Annotated in this window: 16 protein-coding genes; 14 read left to right on the top strand and 2 right to left on the bottom strand. The window is 65.8% G+C overall.

Annotated features, from left to right (window positions below; genetic code table 11):
• Positions 1–2: 2 nt before the first annotated feature.
• The 3 genes from AC5RU7_RS08295 (at position 3) to AC5RU7_RS08285 (ending at position 5312) form a co-directional block, all read left to right on the top strand.
• A complete protein-coding gene (locus tag AC5RU7_RS08295) occupies positions 3–941 on the top strand; it encodes a DUF4194 domain-containing protein (RefSeq protein WP_494011574.1) in 939 nt (312 codons plus the stop codon).
• A complete protein-coding gene (locus AC5RU7_RS08290) occupies positions 938–4399 on the top strand; it encodes an ATP-binding protein (RefSeq protein ID WP_494051850.1) in 3462 nt (1153 codons plus the stop codon). Before AC5RU7_RS08295 ends, AC5RU7_RS08290 begins: the two co-directional genes overlap by 4 nt.
• Before the next feature lie 493 nt (positions 4400–4892).
• A complete protein-coding gene (locus AC5RU7_RS08285; protein WP_494011576.1) occupies positions 4893–5312 on the top strand; it encodes a hypothetical protein in 420 nt (139 codons plus the stop codon).
• Positions 5313–5381: 69 nt separating this feature from the next.
• On the opposite strand, the gene AC5RU7_RS08280 is transcribed toward AC5RU7_RS08285, so the two are convergent.
• Complete coding sequence (locus tag AC5RU7_RS08280; protein ID WP_494051849.1) at positions 5382–5876, bottom strand: FBP domain-containing protein; 495 nt, start codon at positions 5874–5876, stop codon at positions 5382–5384.
• A gap of 352 nt (positions 5877–6228) precedes the next feature.
• On the opposite strand from AC5RU7_RS08280, the gene AC5RU7_RS08275 reads away from it, so the two are divergent.
• From AC5RU7_RS08275 to AC5RU7_RS08250, 6 genes are all read left to right on the top strand, one after another.
• Positions 6229–7320, top strand: a complete 1092-nt coding sequence (locus AC5RU7_RS08275; RefSeq protein WP_494011578.1) for an iron-siderophore ABC transporter substrate-binding protein — start codon at positions 6229–6231, stop codon at positions 7318–7320.
• 10 nt (positions 7321–7330) lie between these two features.
• Positions 7331–8422, top strand: a complete 1092-nt coding sequence (locus AC5RU7_RS08270; RefSeq protein ID WP_494051848.1) for a FecCD family ABC transporter permease — start codon at positions 7331–7333, stop codon at positions 8420–8422.
• An 11-nt stretch (positions 8423–8433) separates the two neighbouring features.
• The gene (locus AC5RU7_RS08265; RefSeq protein WP_494052010.1) at positions 8434–9477 is read left to right on the top strand and encodes a FecCD family ABC transporter permease; all 1044 of its coding nucleotides are present in this window, start codon (positions 8434–8436) and stop codon (positions 9475–9477) included.
• A gap of 1 nt (position 9478) precedes the next feature.
• Positions 9479–10291: an ABC transporter ATP-binding protein gene (locus AC5RU7_RS08260; RefSeq protein ID WP_494011580.1), complete on the top strand. Its 813-nt coding sequence runs from the start codon at positions 9479–9481 to the stop codon at positions 10289–10291.
• Complete coding sequence (locus tag AC5RU7_RS08255; RefSeq protein WP_494011581.1) at positions 10288–11358, top strand: siderophore-interacting protein; 1071 nt, start codon at positions 10288–10290, stop codon at positions 11356–11358. Before AC5RU7_RS08260 ends, AC5RU7_RS08255 begins: the two co-directional genes overlap by 4 nt.
• A gap of 340 nt (positions 11359–11698) precedes the next feature.
• Positions 11699–12544: an SGNH/GDSL hydrolase family protein gene (locus AC5RU7_RS08250; protein ID WP_494051847.1), complete on the top strand. Its 846-nt coding sequence runs from the start codon at positions 11699–11701 to the stop codon at positions 12542–12544.
• On the opposite strand, the gene AC5RU7_RS08245 is transcribed toward AC5RU7_RS08250, so the two are convergent.
• The gene (locus AC5RU7_RS08245) at positions 12541–12828 is read right to left on the bottom strand and encodes a YciI family protein (RefSeq protein ID WP_494051846.1); all 288 of its coding nucleotides are present in this window, start codon (positions 12826–12828) and stop codon (positions 12541–12543) included. The two genes, AC5RU7_RS08250 and AC5RU7_RS08245, sit on opposite strands and share 4 nt — an antisense overlap.
• A gap of 83 nt (positions 12829–12911) precedes the next feature.
• Between AC5RU7_RS08245 and AC5RU7_RS08240 the strand changes: the two genes are divergently transcribed.
• The 5 genes from AC5RU7_RS08240 to rpsN all read left to right on the top strand — a co-directional run bounded on the left by AC5RU7_RS08240 (position 12912) and on the right by rpsN (position 15202).
• On the top strand, positions 12912–13391 hold the full coding sequence (locus AC5RU7_RS08240; protein WP_494011584.1) for a MarR family winged helix-turn-helix transcriptional regulator: 480 nt from the start codon (positions 12912–12914) through the stop codon (positions 13389–13391).
• Positions 13392–13455: 64 nt separating this feature from the next.
• Positions 13456–14217 carry an SGNH/GDSL hydrolase family protein gene (locus tag AC5RU7_RS08235; RefSeq protein WP_494051845.1) on the top strand — a complete coding sequence of 254 codons (762 nt, stop codon included), beginning with the start codon at positions 13456–13458 and terminating at the stop codon, positions 14215–14217.
• A 273-nt stretch (positions 14218–14490) separates the two neighbouring features.
• Positions 14491–14727, top strand: a complete 237-nt coding sequence (gene rpmB, locus AC5RU7_RS08230; RefSeq protein ID WP_009358852.1) for a 50S ribosomal protein L28 — start codon at positions 14491–14493, stop codon at positions 14725–14727.
• Positions 14727–14894, top strand: a complete 168-nt coding sequence (rpmG, locus tag AC5RU7_RS08225; protein ID WP_003798558.1) for a 50S ribosomal protein L33 — start codon at positions 14727–14729, stop codon at positions 14892–14894. The genes rpmB and rpmG overlap by 1 nt, the downstream gene beginning before the upstream one ends.
• Positions 14895–14896: 2 nt before the next feature.
• Positions 14897–15202, top strand: coding sequence for a 30S ribosomal protein S14 (rpsN, locus tag AC5RU7_RS08220; RefSeq protein WP_009358853.1), 306 nt, complete (start codon positions 14897–14899; stop codon positions 15200–15202).
• The last annotated feature ends 637 nt before the right edge of the window (positions 15203–15839 follow it).

Below are 15839 nucleotides of genomic sequence, written 5' to 3'. Positions count from 1 at the left end.
CGATGACTGAAGACAGCACGACGGCGGTTCCGGCAGCCGAGCCTGCCGGGACTGCGACCAGCCCGGTTATCGGCGGCGTCACTCCCCGCGACACCTTTGTTGACGGTGCTGCCCTGTTCCCGGGGGACACTGGAGTGCTGTCCATGAAAGTGCGGCAGGCGCTGGTGAAGCTCCTGAAAGGCCCGTACATCGACGGCGGCCGGGACGAGAAGCTGTGGACCGTGCTGCTGGACAACCAGGTGATCCTGCGGAGCCGGCTGTCCGAACTGTTCCTGGCCATGCAGCTTGACCACGAGCGCAAAATCGCGGTCCTTCGCCCGGTGGACCCCGAGGTGATCGGCGGCGGCGCCCGCTCAAGCATCCTGCGGCAGCAGCGCGCACTGAGCCGGGTGGAGACCATCGTGCTGCTCCGGCTGCGCCTGCTGCTGGACCGGCACGTCACGGCGCAGACGGATCCCACCATCACCCGCGAGGAAATCGCCGACCTCGTGGCCCACTACCAGCCCGCCGGCCAGCAGGACGCCCTCCGCGATTCCGACGTCGTCACCCGTGCCATCACCAAACTACTGGCCCGCCAGCTCCTGCTTCCCACAGGCCTGGACGACGTCTACACGATCTCCAACGCCCTGCCCCTGGCCCTCCCGTTCGAAAACATCGGGGACATCCCGGCCCACATCGAAGCCTTGGTGGCCGCATCAGCAGACCAGTCAGGAACAGAACCACTCCTGGATCTGGAAGCGGAAGAGGACGCTGCCGAGGACGGTGACGACTCCGAAGGCGACGATAAGAGCGACGACGACGGTGCTGCCGCCCAGGGAGTGGCATCGGGCCTGTCGGAGCCGGGCGCATCGTCCGCAGGACGATGGCCGCCCGGCGAAGGGGCGGGGGCGGCAGCACCGTCGTCGGCCCCAGCCACGACCACGGAGGAGTCAGGACAGTGAGTATCGCGAGCATACTTCCGATGGGTGAGGTGACCAACCCGGGCCAGATGCGGCTTGCGCTGGTGCAGGTGGTCAACTGGGGCACCTTCCACGGCGCGCACACGATGCACGTGGACCGGGACGGCACGCTGCTCACCGGCAACTCAGGCGTGGGAAAGTCGACCCTGTTCGATGCCATGCTGCGGGTGTTCGATGCCCGGCCGCGGTCCAACGAGGCGGCGGCGCAGCGTTCGGGCGGGGCCGTGGAGGACAAGCGGACCACATTCACGTACATGCGCGGCAAGGTGGGCGACAAGGCCGTGGGCGAGGGATCGGCGAGTGCGTTCCAGCGCCCGGGTGCCACCTGGTCCGCCGTCGCGCTGACGTTCGACAACGCCGCGGGCACCAAGGTGACGGTCTCGGCGCTGTTCGACCTGCCGAAGAACGGCACGGAGTCCAGCGTGGGCCGGTTCTACCTGATCGACAGCACGCCCCTGGACCTGGAGGCCGTGGAGGGCATCGCCGCCAAGCGGTTCACCAAGGCTGTACTGGAGACGACCTTCCCGCACGCGCAGGTTTTCGACGTGCACAAGGCCTTCGCCGAGCGCTTCCGCCGGCTGCTGGGGATCAACTCGGACCAGGCGCTTCCGCTCCTGCGCGTCATCCAGGCGGGCAAGGGGCTGGGCGGCAGCGTCAACACGTTCTTCCGGGACCAGGTGCTGGACGCGCCGGCCACACTTGCCGCCGCTGACGACGTGGTGGAGGAGTTCAGCAACCTGATGTCCATCCGGCAGCGGCTGGAGGACGTGCGGCAGCAGCGCGACCAGCTGGCTCCCGTTCCCGGGCTGAACCGCGAGTACGCGCAGTCGCTCCTTGACGCGAACCGGCTGCGGGAGCTCGCCGGCGAGGAGTTCGAGGCGTACCGGCAGCGGCTGGCTGTCACGGTCCACGAGAAGACACTGGCCCGGTTCAAGGAGCTGGCACAGGCGAAGGCCAAGGAGCTTGGGGCCGAGCGCGCGGTCCGGGACGGCCTGGCCAAGGAACTGCGCCAGCTGGAGACCGACTACAACAGCCAGGGCGGCAACGCGATTTCCGCGATTGAGCAGTCGCTTGAAAACGCCCGGGTGGGGCTGAAGCTCCGCCAGCAAGTGGAAGGATCGGCCCAGCAGGCGCTCGCCGACGCCGGGCTGCGGCTCGAGTGGACGGCCGGGGGCTGGGAGCAGGCGCATGAGCAGGCAGCGGCGCGGTCGGCCGAGCTGAAGGACGATTCGCAGGCCCTCCAGGAGCTGCGGTTCGAGGCCTTCGACGCCCAAGCGACGAAGAAGCGCGAGCTGGCAGCGGCTGAGCAGGAACTTGTCTCGCTGAAGACGCGCAAGTCCCTGCTTCCGCCGTCGAGCATTGAAAACCGTTCCGCGATTGCTGCCGCCACCGGCATCCCGGAAGAGCGGATGCCGTTCGCGGGTGAGCTGATGGACCTGGCTGAGGGGGAGGAGCGTTGGCGGCCAGCTGCTGAACGTGCGCTCCGCAGCCTCGCCACCACGCTGCTGGTTCCGGGCAAGCACTTCGCCGCCGTCACGCGGTACCTGAATGACAACAAGGTGCGCGGCGCGTTGCGGGCAGTGGATGTCTCCAAGCCGCTGGCCGGCGGCGCACTGGCCGTGGAGGACGTGCGCGACGGCGACCTGCTCACCAAGCTGGACATCCTCGCCACGGGTGCGGCTGCTGAGGCCGGAGCCTGGATCCGTGAACGGATCGCACTCGACTTCGCCTACCCCTGCGTGGAGGATCCGGACGAACTGGCCGGCCTGGACAAGGGCCTGAGCCTGGGTGGCGTGGTCAAGCGCAACCGCCACACCGTGGAGAAGGACGACCGCTTCACCAGCCGGCAGGATTATGTCCTGGGCTTCGACAACGCCGCCAAGCTGGAACTCGTGGCCGGCCAGGTGGAGGATCTCCGGCAAGAGGTGGCCAAGGCCGCCGAACTCGCGCAAAGCCGTGAGGATTCGCACCAGGGCATGAGCCGCCAGCTTGAAGCCCTGCGCCGCATTGCGGAGGACGACCGCCCCTGGGAACAGGTGTCAGCTGCGGTGGCAGCGGATGAGCTGGCGCGCATTGAGCAGCGGCTCAAGGACGCCCTCGCCGCCCAGGCGGACCTTGAACCGCTGCGTGCCACCATTGAGGAGGTGCGGCAGAAGCACCAGTCCAGCACCGAGGCTGCCGCGGTCCTGCAGAGCGAGTACAAGGCCCTGGACCGTCAGCTGACCGCTGCCGATTCCCTGCTGGAAGGCGCACGTGAACGCCTGGCCCAGGCGCCGCCGTCGGACGCCACGGTTGCCGCGCTGGAACCGCGCTTCGCCGACTTTGGCGACGTGGCTGAAATGCACGAACTGGACAACCTGGCCAACCGGGTGCGGACGGCGCTGCTGGCGGAGCTGCATGCTGCCGAGTCCCGGGGCCAGGCCACCGCCGAGCGGCTGACGCGGATCTTCGAGGGCTTCGTGCGGGACTGGGGGAGTGCCATCTCCGCCGACCATGGCACCACCATCGGCGCCGCCAGCGAGTTCGAAAGCCGGTACCACGCTATTGTCAGCGACGGGCTGCCGGCGCAGGAGGCGGAGTTTCGGCAGTTCTTCAACCAGCGCACGCACGAGTCCTTCAGCACCCTGCTGCACCTCCTGGACGAGGAACGCCGCTCCATCACCAGCCGGATCCTGCCCCTCAACGGCATCCTGTCGCAGGTGAACTTCCATGAGGGCAGCTACCTGGAATTGGATATCAAGCAGACCCTGCCGCCCACGGCCAAGCAGTTCAAGGACGCCATCCAGAACGCGCTCAAGGCCCGCCACACCCGGCCTTCCCGTTCCGATGCCGCGGGAGCGGAAAAGAACGACGACGACGAGCTCACCGCGCGCTACAAGTCGCTGGAGACGCTGGTGAAGCGGTTGGGCTCGCAGGCGCCGGAAGACCGGCGCTGGCGGGCCGAGGTGCTGGACGTCCGCGGACACCTGTTCATCCAGTGCAAGGAGCACCGTGAGGTGACCGGCGCGCCGTCGGGCAAAAAGGCGGGCAAGAAGACCGACGTCTTCATGCATGCGGACACGGGCTCCATGTCCGGCGGCGAGCGGCAGCGCTTTACCGCGTTCATCATGGCCGCCGCCCTGAGCTACCAGCTGGGCATCGCCGAACAGGGCTTCACCACGTACGGCACCGTGATGATGGATGAGGCGTTCGTCCTGGCCTCCGAGGAATTCGCCGGTGCCGGCATCAAGGCGCTGCACGAGTTCGGATTCCAGCTGCTGCTGGCCGCGCCGGAGAACGTGATCGACCTGTCCCGGCACCTGGGCTCGGTGACCGAGATCCTCCGCGACAGGCGCACCAACCGTTCGGGCGTCCTGACAGCCCCGGTGATCACGCCCCGGCCCGGTGAAGAGCGGTCTTGGCGGTCCGAGGCTAACCCGGTGGATATCGTGCTGCGCTGATCCGAAACCGTATATAACAAATTGATGGATTTATTGTTCAGGCTCTAGAAGCAGGTGTTTTTGCTGTGCCACTCTTGGCTCTACCAACTCGCCTCGCCTGAGTAAATCCCACAGGTACTGCGGACAAACTGGGGTTCCGCACTGTCCCCAAGAGGACGATGGCGTCATCTTGAAAGGCATTCCGATGCACCCACAACACCGAGCATTCTTCCTCCTGGCCGCGGTCACTGCGGCGGCGCTGTCCCTCGCGGGCTGCGCGGTAGGCACTTCTGGGGGGAGTGGGGAGACCGCGGGGCCTTCCGCACAAACGGCCACGTCGAGCGGGGGGGCGTCCGCAACGCCGGCCGCCCCGACGGTCACGACGAGCCCCGATCCATCAATTGTTCCCGCCGCCACCTCGTCCCCCGTGCCCCCGGGACCGGAAGCCTTCACGTTCGCGGACGGCCGCCTGTCGTTTGCCTATCCTGCGGGCTGGAGCGTGAAGCATGAGCAGGTGTCAGCGTCCCCCGCCGTGGAGACGGCGACCGTCTTGGACGCCAGCGGCAAGGAGCAGATCGCTGTGTACTACAGCCAGGTCGGTGACGCCACGGCCGGAAACGTCACCAGGAACATCATTGAGACGGATCCGGTGCCGGGACTGATCGGCGCTTCTGTTCCTACGCCTAGTTCTTCGTTCTTTATTGATCGCACTGATGGCGCTACTCATTACCGGATGGGCCTGACACCAGGAGCGCCCGTCTCGCCGGACGGGCAGGTGCAATACGGCCTTGTCAGAATCGGCGACCGCATTTTCACCGCAGATGTGCTGTTCGATGAACCGCGGTTCGAGGGTCCTGAGGCAGCACAAGCCTGGTACTGGAGTGCCGAAGGCCGTGCCCTGAAGTCCGTGCTCATGAGCTTCTCCTACCGCTGACCGGCAGGCGGGGAAGCCCTCCTCCACTTGGGGGAGGGTTTCCGCCTGCAGGGCTGGCCTGCGCGCCTACTACTGACCCTGCACGCGGGCCAGGAATTGGGCGGCGCGGTCCTTGAGGCCTTCAATCTGGCGGAGGACGACGGCGGCCGGGTCCGGATTGATCTCGTTGGCCGGCGGTTCCTTGCGCACGTTGCCGCAGCACAGGAAGTCTGCGCAAATAAGGGTGCCCACCGTGTTGCCGTCGCGTCCGGACTGGCCGGCGCGCCTGGCCACCCAGAGGAGTACGTCCTCCTTGGAAAAGACGTCCCGGCAGAGCTCGCAGAGCACTGAGCGGTTCTTCCGGGCGCCGCTTTCGGGGGCACGCAACATGATGCCGGTCAGGCCTTTAGTGTCGGGGACTACCAGGTACCCGCGGAGGGGCATCTTCCCGTCCCGCCAGCCCAGGAACTCGAGGTTGTCCCAGTCAAGGGAGTCGAAATCCTTGGGCAGGTTGAGTTTGGCCGCCTCGGAGCGGCTGGCATTAATGAAGGATGCCCGGATCTGTTGGGGCGTGACTGATTGCATGGCTGTGCTTTCGTAAGAGATGGGACCCGACGTGGGTCAGGGAAACAAGGGGTCAGTCATTCCCCGCGGAGCAGGCCAAAGCGGCCGCCCCGCTTCCCGTGGCAGCCGCGGCCCTCAAGGCCCTCCGCGTGCACATTTCTCCGTGGTTCCCATCTCTTCTGCCGGCTGGTTGGCCATGTACGGAACCAGCAGTGTCATCCTGCCAAAAGAGGCACCGCCTGTCCAAGGCAGCGACACGCGTCAGTCCTTGTGTCCTTCATCACGTTGGGGAATAAGATACGTAAACGTTGCGTAATGCAGCACAGGGTAGGCTAGCCTTACTTAAGTTCGCATCGTTCACTTAAGGAGTTCCGTGACTTCCCCCCTCTTCACAGGCCTTGGTGCCACACGCCGCACGCTGTTCAAATCAGCCGGCAAGGCGACGGCCGTTCTGGCCGCAGCGGCGCTCACCCTCTCGGCCTGCTCCACCGGCCCCGCGTCCTCCACCACGGACGCCGGCACTTCCAGCTCCAGCAGCTCGCAGTTCCCGGTCACCATCGAACATGCATTCGGTGAAACCATCATTGAGAAGCAGCCCACCCGTGTAGCCACCGTCTCCTGGGTCAATGACGACGTCGCCATTGCCCTGGGCGTTGTTCCCGTCGGTGTCCCCAAGAATGAGTGGGGCGGCAACGAGCAGGGCTCCACCCCCTGGAAGGACGCAGCCCTCGAGGAGCTCGGCGCCGGCTTCGGCTCGGACAAGGCCCCCGTCCAGTACTCCGAGGCTGACGGCATCAACTTCACCGAGATTGCAAAGCTCACCCCGGACGTCATCCTGGCCGCCTACTCGGGCCTGACCGAGGAGGACTACAAGAAGCTGACCGAGATCGCACCGGTTGTTGCCCATCCGGAGCTGGCCTACGGCACCTCCTGGCAGGACTCCACCTCCATCATCGGCAAGGCCCTCGGCAAGGACGCCGAAGCCACCAAGCTCATCTCCGACACCGAGGCCACCATCAAGGAGAAGGTCTCCAAGTACCCGCAGATCGAAGGCAAGAGCTTCATCTACGGCAACCTGGAGCCGGCCAAGGGTGACGGCGTCAACGTCTACACGGCCAACGACAACCGTCCCCGGTTCCTCTCCGAAATCGGTATGACGCTTGCCCCCGTGGTGGAGGAAAACTCCAAGGATTCCAAGGAGTTCTTCATCCCGTGGTCTGCCGAGAAGGCCAATGAGCTCGAATCCGACGTTTTCGTGACCTGGGTTCCGGACTCCTCCACCGCGGACGCCATCAAGGCCGACCCGCTGCTGAGCCAGATCCCCGCCATCAAGAACGGCGCCCTGGTTGCAGATCCGGACAACACGCTGACGCTGTCCATCTCCGCTGCCTCCCCGCTGAGCCTGCCGTGGTCGCTGGACACGTTCCTGCCGCAGCTGGCCACCGCGGCGGATGCAGTGAAGTAAGCACCGCTCCGTGACGCACAGTACGACGACGGCGGCCTCCCCGGGAGGGGACGCCGGCACTGCGGTGCAGGGGAAAGGACCGAAGGGTCCCTCCCGCGGCCCCGCTTCCGGAGGAAAGCGGGCCGCCTGGCTGCTGGCCGCCGTCGTCGTGCTGGCCATCCTGGCCGGGGCGTCCCTGGCCATCGGCGCCCGCGCCATTCCCCTCGGCATCGCGTTGGAGGCGCTGACCTCCTTTGATCCCGCAAACGGGGATCATGCAGTAGTCCACGCCCGGATCCCCCGCACCGTGCTCGGCCTCCTTGCCGGCGGTGCGCTGGGCCTTGCCGGCGCGGCCATGCAGGGCGTCGCCCGCAACCCGCTCGCCGATCCCGGCATCATCGGCGTTAACGCCGGAGCCGCCCTGGCAGTGGTGACCGGCATCTACGTCTTCGGCGTCGCCACCTTCTCCGGCTACATCTGGTTCGCCTTCATTGGCGCGGCGGTTGCCGCCGTCGTGGTGTACCTCATCGCTGCCCTTGGCCGGGACGGTGCCACGCCCGTGAAGCTGGCGCTGGCCGGCGCCGCACTCAGCGCGGGACTGTACTCGCTGATGAACGTCATCCTGGTGTCCAGCCAGGACACCCTGGACCGCTTCCGCTTCTGGCAGGTGGGCGGCGTGGCTGGCCGTGACTGGTCCGTCGTTCTGCCCGGGATACCCTTCCTCGCCGTGGGCGCCGCCATTGTGCTCCTGACCGGACGCATCCTCAACAGCCTGGCCCTCGGCGACGACATTGCCCGCGGCCTCGGCCAGCGCGTGGGCCTGGCCCGTGCTGTCACTGCCCTGGGCATCGTCCTGCTGTGTGGAACGGCCACCGCCCTTGCCGGGCCGATCGCCTTCGTCGGCCTGGTGGTTCCGCACGCTGTCCGGTTCCTCACCGGGCCCGACTACCGGTGGATCCTGCCGTTCTCCCTGGTGGCCGCCCCCGTGCTGCTGCTCGCGGCCGACATCATCGGCCGGGTTGTGCTGCTCCCCGGTGAAGTTCCCGCCGGCATCATGACCGCTTTGGTGGGTGCACCCGTGTTCGTCTGGCTGATCCGCCGGGGGAAAGGGGCCGGACTGTGACCCTCACCCAGATGGAGCAACGCCGCGGCAGCCTGCGCCTGAATCGGACCGCCGTGCTGGCCGCCGGCGTCGTCCTCCTGTTTGCGGTGTACGTCCTGCTCGGCAGCTACACCGTCACAATCCCGGACTTCTTCAAGATCCTGGTTGCGCACCTGACGGGCGGGGAAAAAATTCCCGGTGCCAGCTTCATCGTCATGGAAAACAAGCTTCCCCGGGCAGTCATCGGCACCATGATCGGCCTCGCGTTCGGCCTCGCCGGTGCGCTGTTCCAGACAATGCTCCGCAACCCGCTGGCCAGCCCCGACGTCATCGGCATCAGCTACGGTGCCAGCGCCGCCGCCGTCTTCGCCATCGTCGTTTTCGGCGCGTCAGGCGCCGTGGTCTCCGGCGCGGCCCTTGCCGGTGCCCTGGCTGTGGCCGCACTCATCTACGCAATCTCCGCTGGAGGAGCCCTGCGCGGAACCAGCCGCGGCAGCGCCGCCGGCAACCGGCTGGTCCTCGCCGGCGTGGGCATCGCGGCCGCACTCCACGCGGTGGTCAACTTCCTGATGACCCGGGCCGATATCCGCACCGCCGCCGACGCCCTCGTCTGGCTGAACGGGTCCCTGAACTCCGCCAACTGGGACCGCGCAGGTGTCTTGTTTTTCGCCCTTGTGGTCCTTATCCCCGCGGTGGCCGTCATCGCCGGGCCGCTGCGGATCCTTGAACTCGGGGACGATGCCGCCGCAGGCCTGGGTGTCCCAGTCAACGCGTCCCGCCTCGCCCTGGTGATCATCGCCGTCACGCTTGCGGCCGTCGCGACGGCGGCAGCCGGCCCGGTCGCTTTCGTCGCCTTCCTCGCCGGGCCCATAGCCCGCCGCTTCACCGGCAAAGCCAGCCTCCCGGCGTCGGCCCTGGTGGGAGCGCTCATCGTCCTCGCGGCCGACTACTTCGCCGCCAACCTTGCCCCGCTGCTGCTGGACGGCACCGTCCTGCCGGTCGGCGTCATCACCGGCGCGCTCGGCGCCCCCTTCCTGCTGTGGCTCCTGGTCGCGGCCAACCGAAAGGATGCCTGACGTGGCTGTTCTCAATGCCAAGGACCTGACGCTGAAATACGACCAGCGCTGCGTGGTGGACGGCCTCAGCGTGGAAATCCCCGAGGGCAAGGTGACCATGATCGTGGGCGCGAATGCCTGTGGGAAGTCCACGCTGCTCCGCGGCCTGTCCCGGCTCCTCAAACCCGCGTCAGGCGCCGTCACGCTGGACGGGAAGGACATTCACGCCCGTCCTGCCCGGGAGCTGGCACGCACCCTTGGCCTCCTCCCACAGCACCCCACCGCCCCGGACGGCATCACGGTCCGCGACCTGGTGGGCCGCGGCCGCTACCCGCACCAGGGCTTCTTCCGCAGCTGGAGCGACCAGGACGACGCCGCCGTGCAGCGCGCGTTGGAAGCAACCGAGACGCTGGCCCTCGCCGGGCGCGACGTGGACGAACTTTCCGGCGGGCAGCGGCAGCGGGTGTGGATCGCCATGGCCCTCGCCCAGGAAACCGACGTCCTGCTGCTGGACGAGCCCACCACCTACCTGGACCTCGCCCACCAGGTGGAGGTCCTGGACCTCGTGACGGACCTGAACCGCAAGCGCGGCACCACCGTGGCAATCGTCCTGCATGACCTCAACCTCGCCGCCCGGTATGCGGACAACGTCATCGCCATGAAGGCCGGCGCCGTGGTGGCCGTGGGCAAGCCGCGTGAGGTAGTCACCGAAAGCCTGGTCCGCAATGTCTTCAACCTCGACTCCCGCGTCATCCCCGACCCCGTGTCCGGAACGCCCCTGATCATCCCCATCGGCCGCCACCACGTCCCCACCGAACTGGAGCTTGTTTCATGAAGACCCGAAATGCTGCGTCCGCCAAGCCGATGAACGCGCAGTCCATGAATACAGAGCCGATGACCCTGGCGTTCGAGGTCACCGTCTCCTCGGTCCAGGAACTCAGCCCCAACTTCCGCAGGATCACGTTTGGCGGCTACTCGCTGCGGGACTTCGGCGTCCACGGGGACACCCTGGACCTCCGGATCAAACTCATGATCCCGTCCCTCGCCGCTGACGGCACGCAAATTCCGCTGCCGGTCTTCGAAATGGCCGAGGCGGGATGGTACCGCGAATGGCTGGAGATGGACCCCGCCGTCCGTGGATCAATGCGCACCTACACGGTGCGGCAGGCCCGGCTTGACGCGGTGTACCCGGAGATCGACGTCGATTTCGTCATGCATTTCGATGACCACGGCCACGGCGGTCCGGCTGCCAACTGGGCCCTCAACGCCAAGCCCGGGGACGCCATCACCATCATCGGCCCGAACAACCGCGCCGCGCACTGCGTCACCGCCGAAATCTACTCGGGCATCGAATGGCGGCCGGGCCTGGCCCAGCGGATCCTCCTTGCCGGCGACGAAACAGCTGTCCCGGCCATCTCCGCCATCCTGCAAAGCCTCCCGGAGTACATGACCGGCCACGCCTTCCTCGAAGTCCCCGAGGCGGGCGACTTCCTGGAACTCACCTCACCCGCCGACGTCGAAATCACCTGGCTGGCGCGCGGTGCGCAGATCGGACGGTCCCGGCCGCACGGCGAACTGCTGCAGGAAGCCGTCCGCAAAGCCGTTCCCGTACCCGGCTGGGTGGGGATCAAAGAAGTGGACGGCGGAGCCGGGCCCGAGCCCGAAGACGTCAACGTGGACGTGGACATCCTCTGGGAGACCCCTTCCCGGATGGAAACGTCGGAGATCATTGCCACCAAGAACCCGGGCATGCCGGCGGGCGCCATGCCTTTCTACGCGTGGATCGCCGGCGAAGCAGCCGTCATCAAGGACATGCGCCGGTACCTCGTCCGCGACGTGGGCATCGACCGGAAGCAGGTTGCGTTCATGGGGTACTGGAGGCAGGGCAAAGCCGAAGGGTAAGCCCTTCCGCCTGGTTGGGTCACCGTGACTGCCGGCTTGCCGTCGCTTAGCGGTTGGACCCTTCCCAAACTTCGCAAGCTCAGTTCGGGGCCCTCGGGTCCGCCCTTCCTCCCTACTCTCCGTTCCGGCCGCGAACGGCCTCCACTGCGCTCCAGTCGGCGATGCGCTCCTACGCAAAAGTGCGCGCCGGCTTGATCTGCACGTCGCCAAACGCCCGCTCACTTCTGGCGGCTAAAACCCGGACGCGCGCTCACGTTTGGCGGCGTAAACCCGACGCTCGCTCACTTACTGTTAATCCCGGCGTCGTACTTCCTTTTCTTTCGGTGGCTAGGTTGGCGCTGTGGTGCGTGAACCTTTGCTTCCTGACTCCGGGCGGCGGGTGTTCGTTGCCCTCGGGGACTCGTTCACCGAGGGTGTGGGGGACCGGGACGAGCGGCTGCCCAACGGGGTGCGGGGCTGGGCTGACCGGGTGGCAGAGAAACTCGCCAAGGCACAGCCCGGGTGGAAGTACGCGAACCTGGCCATCCGCAGCAAGCGGCTCCGGCACATCATCGATGAGCAGTTGGAACCGGCACTGCGGATGAGGCCGACGCTGGTCACCCTCTATGCCGGCGGCAACGACATCCTCGACCTGAAGACAGACATGGCTGTGCTGATGGCTGACTATGAGGAGTTCGTCCGTCAGCTGGCGGGAACTGGGGCCACCCTTGTGCTGTTCACGGGCTTCGACGTCAAAGTGTCGGCGCTGCTCGAGCCGCTGAAGAGGCGCAACTCCTTTTACAACGAACGGGTCCGGGAAATTGCCGCCAAGTACGGGGCGGTCCTGGTGGATTACTGGTGCCTCGACGCCTTCCACGACCGCCGGATGTGGGACTCGGACCGGCTCCACATGTCAAAGGCCGGACACAAGTACCTGGCCGGGCAGGTACTGGACCAGCTGGGAGTCCCGCACAAAATCAGGCCCAAGGACTGGCAACCGCCAACCCGACTTACCCTGCGGGAATGGGAGCGGCGCCAGCGCCGCTGGGTGAATGACTGGGTCCTGCCGCTCTTCGGACGCAAACTGCGGGGCGTCACCCTGGGGGGCCAACTGAGCCCGCGCTGGCCCGAACCGGTCAAAGTCCCCAGGAAAGGCGGGCTGAAGAAGGTGGCGGCAGAAAACGCTGCAGCCGCAGAAGGCGCCTAACTGTCCAGGAGGTTCTCGAAGCCCGGCGCCACCCGGCCGGCGTGGAACTCCACCACTTCGAAGTCGGCCACGCCATTGGTGTAGAACGGGTCCTGCGCCAGGCTGGCGTCCAGCGTGACACGGTCCGCCCGGGAAAGCAGCAGGCCCCCGGTCCGGGGAACCTTCCGGCCGGCGGCGATGAAGACGCCGTCGTCGAAGGCTCTCTGCAGCCAGCTGATGTGCGCATCATTGTGGAAATCGACGATGTCCTGCGGAACCCGGTAGGTCAGGGAGACAACATACATGCGCCATAGCCTACCGGGGGCCTGCAGCACCGGAACCCGGCCGGGGGCGGCGAAGCTTGAAGGATCAATCGTAGAATATGGGAATGACCGAACCGCGGTGGCTCAACCCCGATGAACGACGTGCCTGGCTCGCCCTGGTGAGCATCAACACCCTGCTGCCCGCAGCCCTGGACACAAAACTGCACGCTGCCGGGAAGCTTTCGCTCTTCGACTACACCGTTCTGGCAATGCTTTCGGAGGCGGACGAGCGGTTCCTGCCCATGAGCGAGCTCGCGGCCCGGAGCAGCGCGTCCCTGTCCCGGCTTTCCCACGTGGTGACCAAGCTGCAGAAGCGCGGATGGGTGGAGCGCCGGCCGCACCCCCACGACGCCCGGGTCACTATCGCCCACCTCACGGAGGAAGGCATGGCCACCATCGTCGGCCTGGCGCCGGACCACGTGGAGTCGGTACGCAACCTCTTCCTTGACGCCTTGACCGAGCAGGACGTCCTGGACCTCGCCCGGATCGGCGAAAAAGTCGTGGGCCGCCTGGACGCGGACCATTGGATCCTGCGCGAAAGCTAGGGACCCGCACCTACGCCTCCCGTCCGGTTGGTTGCTCCCGGCAACGGATGGCAAACTAGCCGCTATGGATTTCACCTCCCGGTTCGTGGCCCTTGGCGACTCCTTCACCGAAGGCGTGGGCGACGACGATCCCACCCGTCCCAACGGCGCCCGGGGCTGGGCTGACCGTGTGGCAGAGCAGCTTAGTGCCGCGGACCCAGGATTCGGCTACGCCAACCTAGCCATCCGCGGCAGGAAACTCCGGCAGATCCTGGCCGAGCAGGTGGACGCCGCCGTCGAGCTCAAACCCACCCTGGTGAGCATCTACGCGGGTGCCAACGACATCCTGCGCCCCCGGATCGACATCGACGACCTGCTGGCAGAGTACGACGACGGCATCCGCAAGCTGGCTGCCACCGGCGCCACAGTGCTGACGTTCACTGGATTCGATGCCCGCGGCTCCAAGGTTTTCGGCACGATGCGCGGCCGCACAGCCATCTACAACGAGTTGGTCCGCGGCATCGCAGGTGATCACGGGGCCCTGCTGGTGGACTACTGGCGCTTTAGCGAGTACTACGACTGGGGCATGTGGGCGAAGGACCGCATGCACATGTCCGCAGCCGGGCACGCCAACATGGCCAAGCGGGTCATGGAAGTGCTCAAATACGACCACTCCATTGACATCCCGCCCATGACGCCAGTGCCGGAGCTGAAGGGCGCTGAAGCGCTCCGCGCCAACGCCCAGTGGTTCCGTGAATACGCCGGCCCGTGGGTGGTCCGCCGCGTCACAGGCAAATCCTCGGGAGACAACCTCTCGCCCAAGTACCCCCGGCTGACCCGGCTCTAGGCGGTCGGGAAGGTGCCGCGGTCGGGCCCTGCTTATACACCCAGTTCCCCCGGATTGGTCTTTAATTGCGCGAACTCGTAGACTTGGTAGGCGCTAAGTGCGCGGAGCGTGCGCAATTGCTCCGGTTGCCCGGTATTTTCTCCAGGGTGGCCGGTAGTTAGGGGCTCAAGTTGCGTGACTAACCGTTCGCCCTTTTTATTTTTGGGTCGCCCTTAGCAGCATGGTCCAGCAGCAGATATGCGGATCATTACATTCAATTCTTGAGGAGAAGTCATGGCAGCACACTGCCAAGTGACCGGGGCCGAGCCGGGCTTTGGGCACAGCATTTCGCACTCGCACCGTCGCAACAAGCGCCGGTTCGATCCGAACATCCAGAAGAAGCGCTACTGGGTTCCGTCCCTGCGCCGTAACGTCACGCTGCAGGTCTCTGCTCGTGGCATCAAGACCATCGACGTACGCGGCATCGACGCAGTCGTCGCCGAAATCCTGGCTCGTGGGGTGAAGCTCTAATGGCAAAGGACAAGGACGTACGTCCGATCATCAAGCTCAAGTCGACCGCGGGCACGGGTTACACCTACGTAACCCGCAAGAACCGTCGTAACGACCCGGACCGTCTGGTCCTGAAGAAGTACGACCCCAAGATCCGCCAGCACGTCGAATTCCGAGAGGAGCGCTAAACATGGCTAAGAAGTCCAAGATTGCTCGCAACGAGCAGCGCAAGGTCATCGTTGAGCGTTACGCTGCCAAGCGCCTCGAACTGAAGAAGACCCTGGTTGACGAAAACGCAACCGACGAAGCACGCGAAGCAGCCCGCCTGGGCCTGCAGAAGCTGCCCCGCAACGCGTCCCCGATCCGTCTGCGTAACCGCGACATCATCGATGGCCGTCCCCGTGGCACCTTCCAGAAGTTCGGCATCTCCCGTGTCCGCTTCCGCGACATGGCCCACAAGGGCGAACTTCCGGGCATCACCAAGTCTTCCTGGTAATCTCGCAAGGCTGATACCAGCTGCTTGGAAAGGGCCGGCAACCATCACGGTTGCCGGCCCTTTCTTGCGTTAACCCACAGCCGGAACGGCCGGCGTCCACTGTGCTGCAGGACACAGGAAGTATTTCGACGGCGGGTGGTTGTCTGGGTGGGTTGGTGGGTGGTTTTGGCGCGTGTTTCCGGGGTTTTGGTGGGGTGGTGGGGCCGGGTTGCGGTGGGGTGGGTGGGGGTGTATTGTTTTCTGAGTCGCCGCGAGGGAGACAGCGAAGAGCTGGTTACCGCGGGCGGCCAAACCCCTAAAACAAAGACCAAAATCTGGTGGCCCGTTTGGGTGCCGGAAACGGGTGGGGGACCGGTTGAGAGGGACGCGGGTCGCGGAAACGCTGATTTGCAAAGTTCTTTGAAAGCCGGTAAGTTTGAAAAGTTGCTCCGGAGCGATCCTGAATGTTTGGTTTGGGTGGTGCCGGGTGTGTCTGTTGTTTGAGAACTCAATAGTGTGCCAAGTTTGTTGATACCGATTATGTATGTAATTGGTTGAATTTGCCGGATCGTGCCGCCCCTGTGGCATTGGTTTGGTGTTTTTGGCTGGTTTCAAATTTTGTGCAGCCTTTGCTGGTGTTATTTCCACTGGTTTTGGT

It is taken from the genome of Arthrobacter sp. K410C (assembly GCF_059090105.1).
Note: the sequence above shows the minus strand (reverse complement) of the source record. Positions and strands in the feature narration are given on the sequence as shown.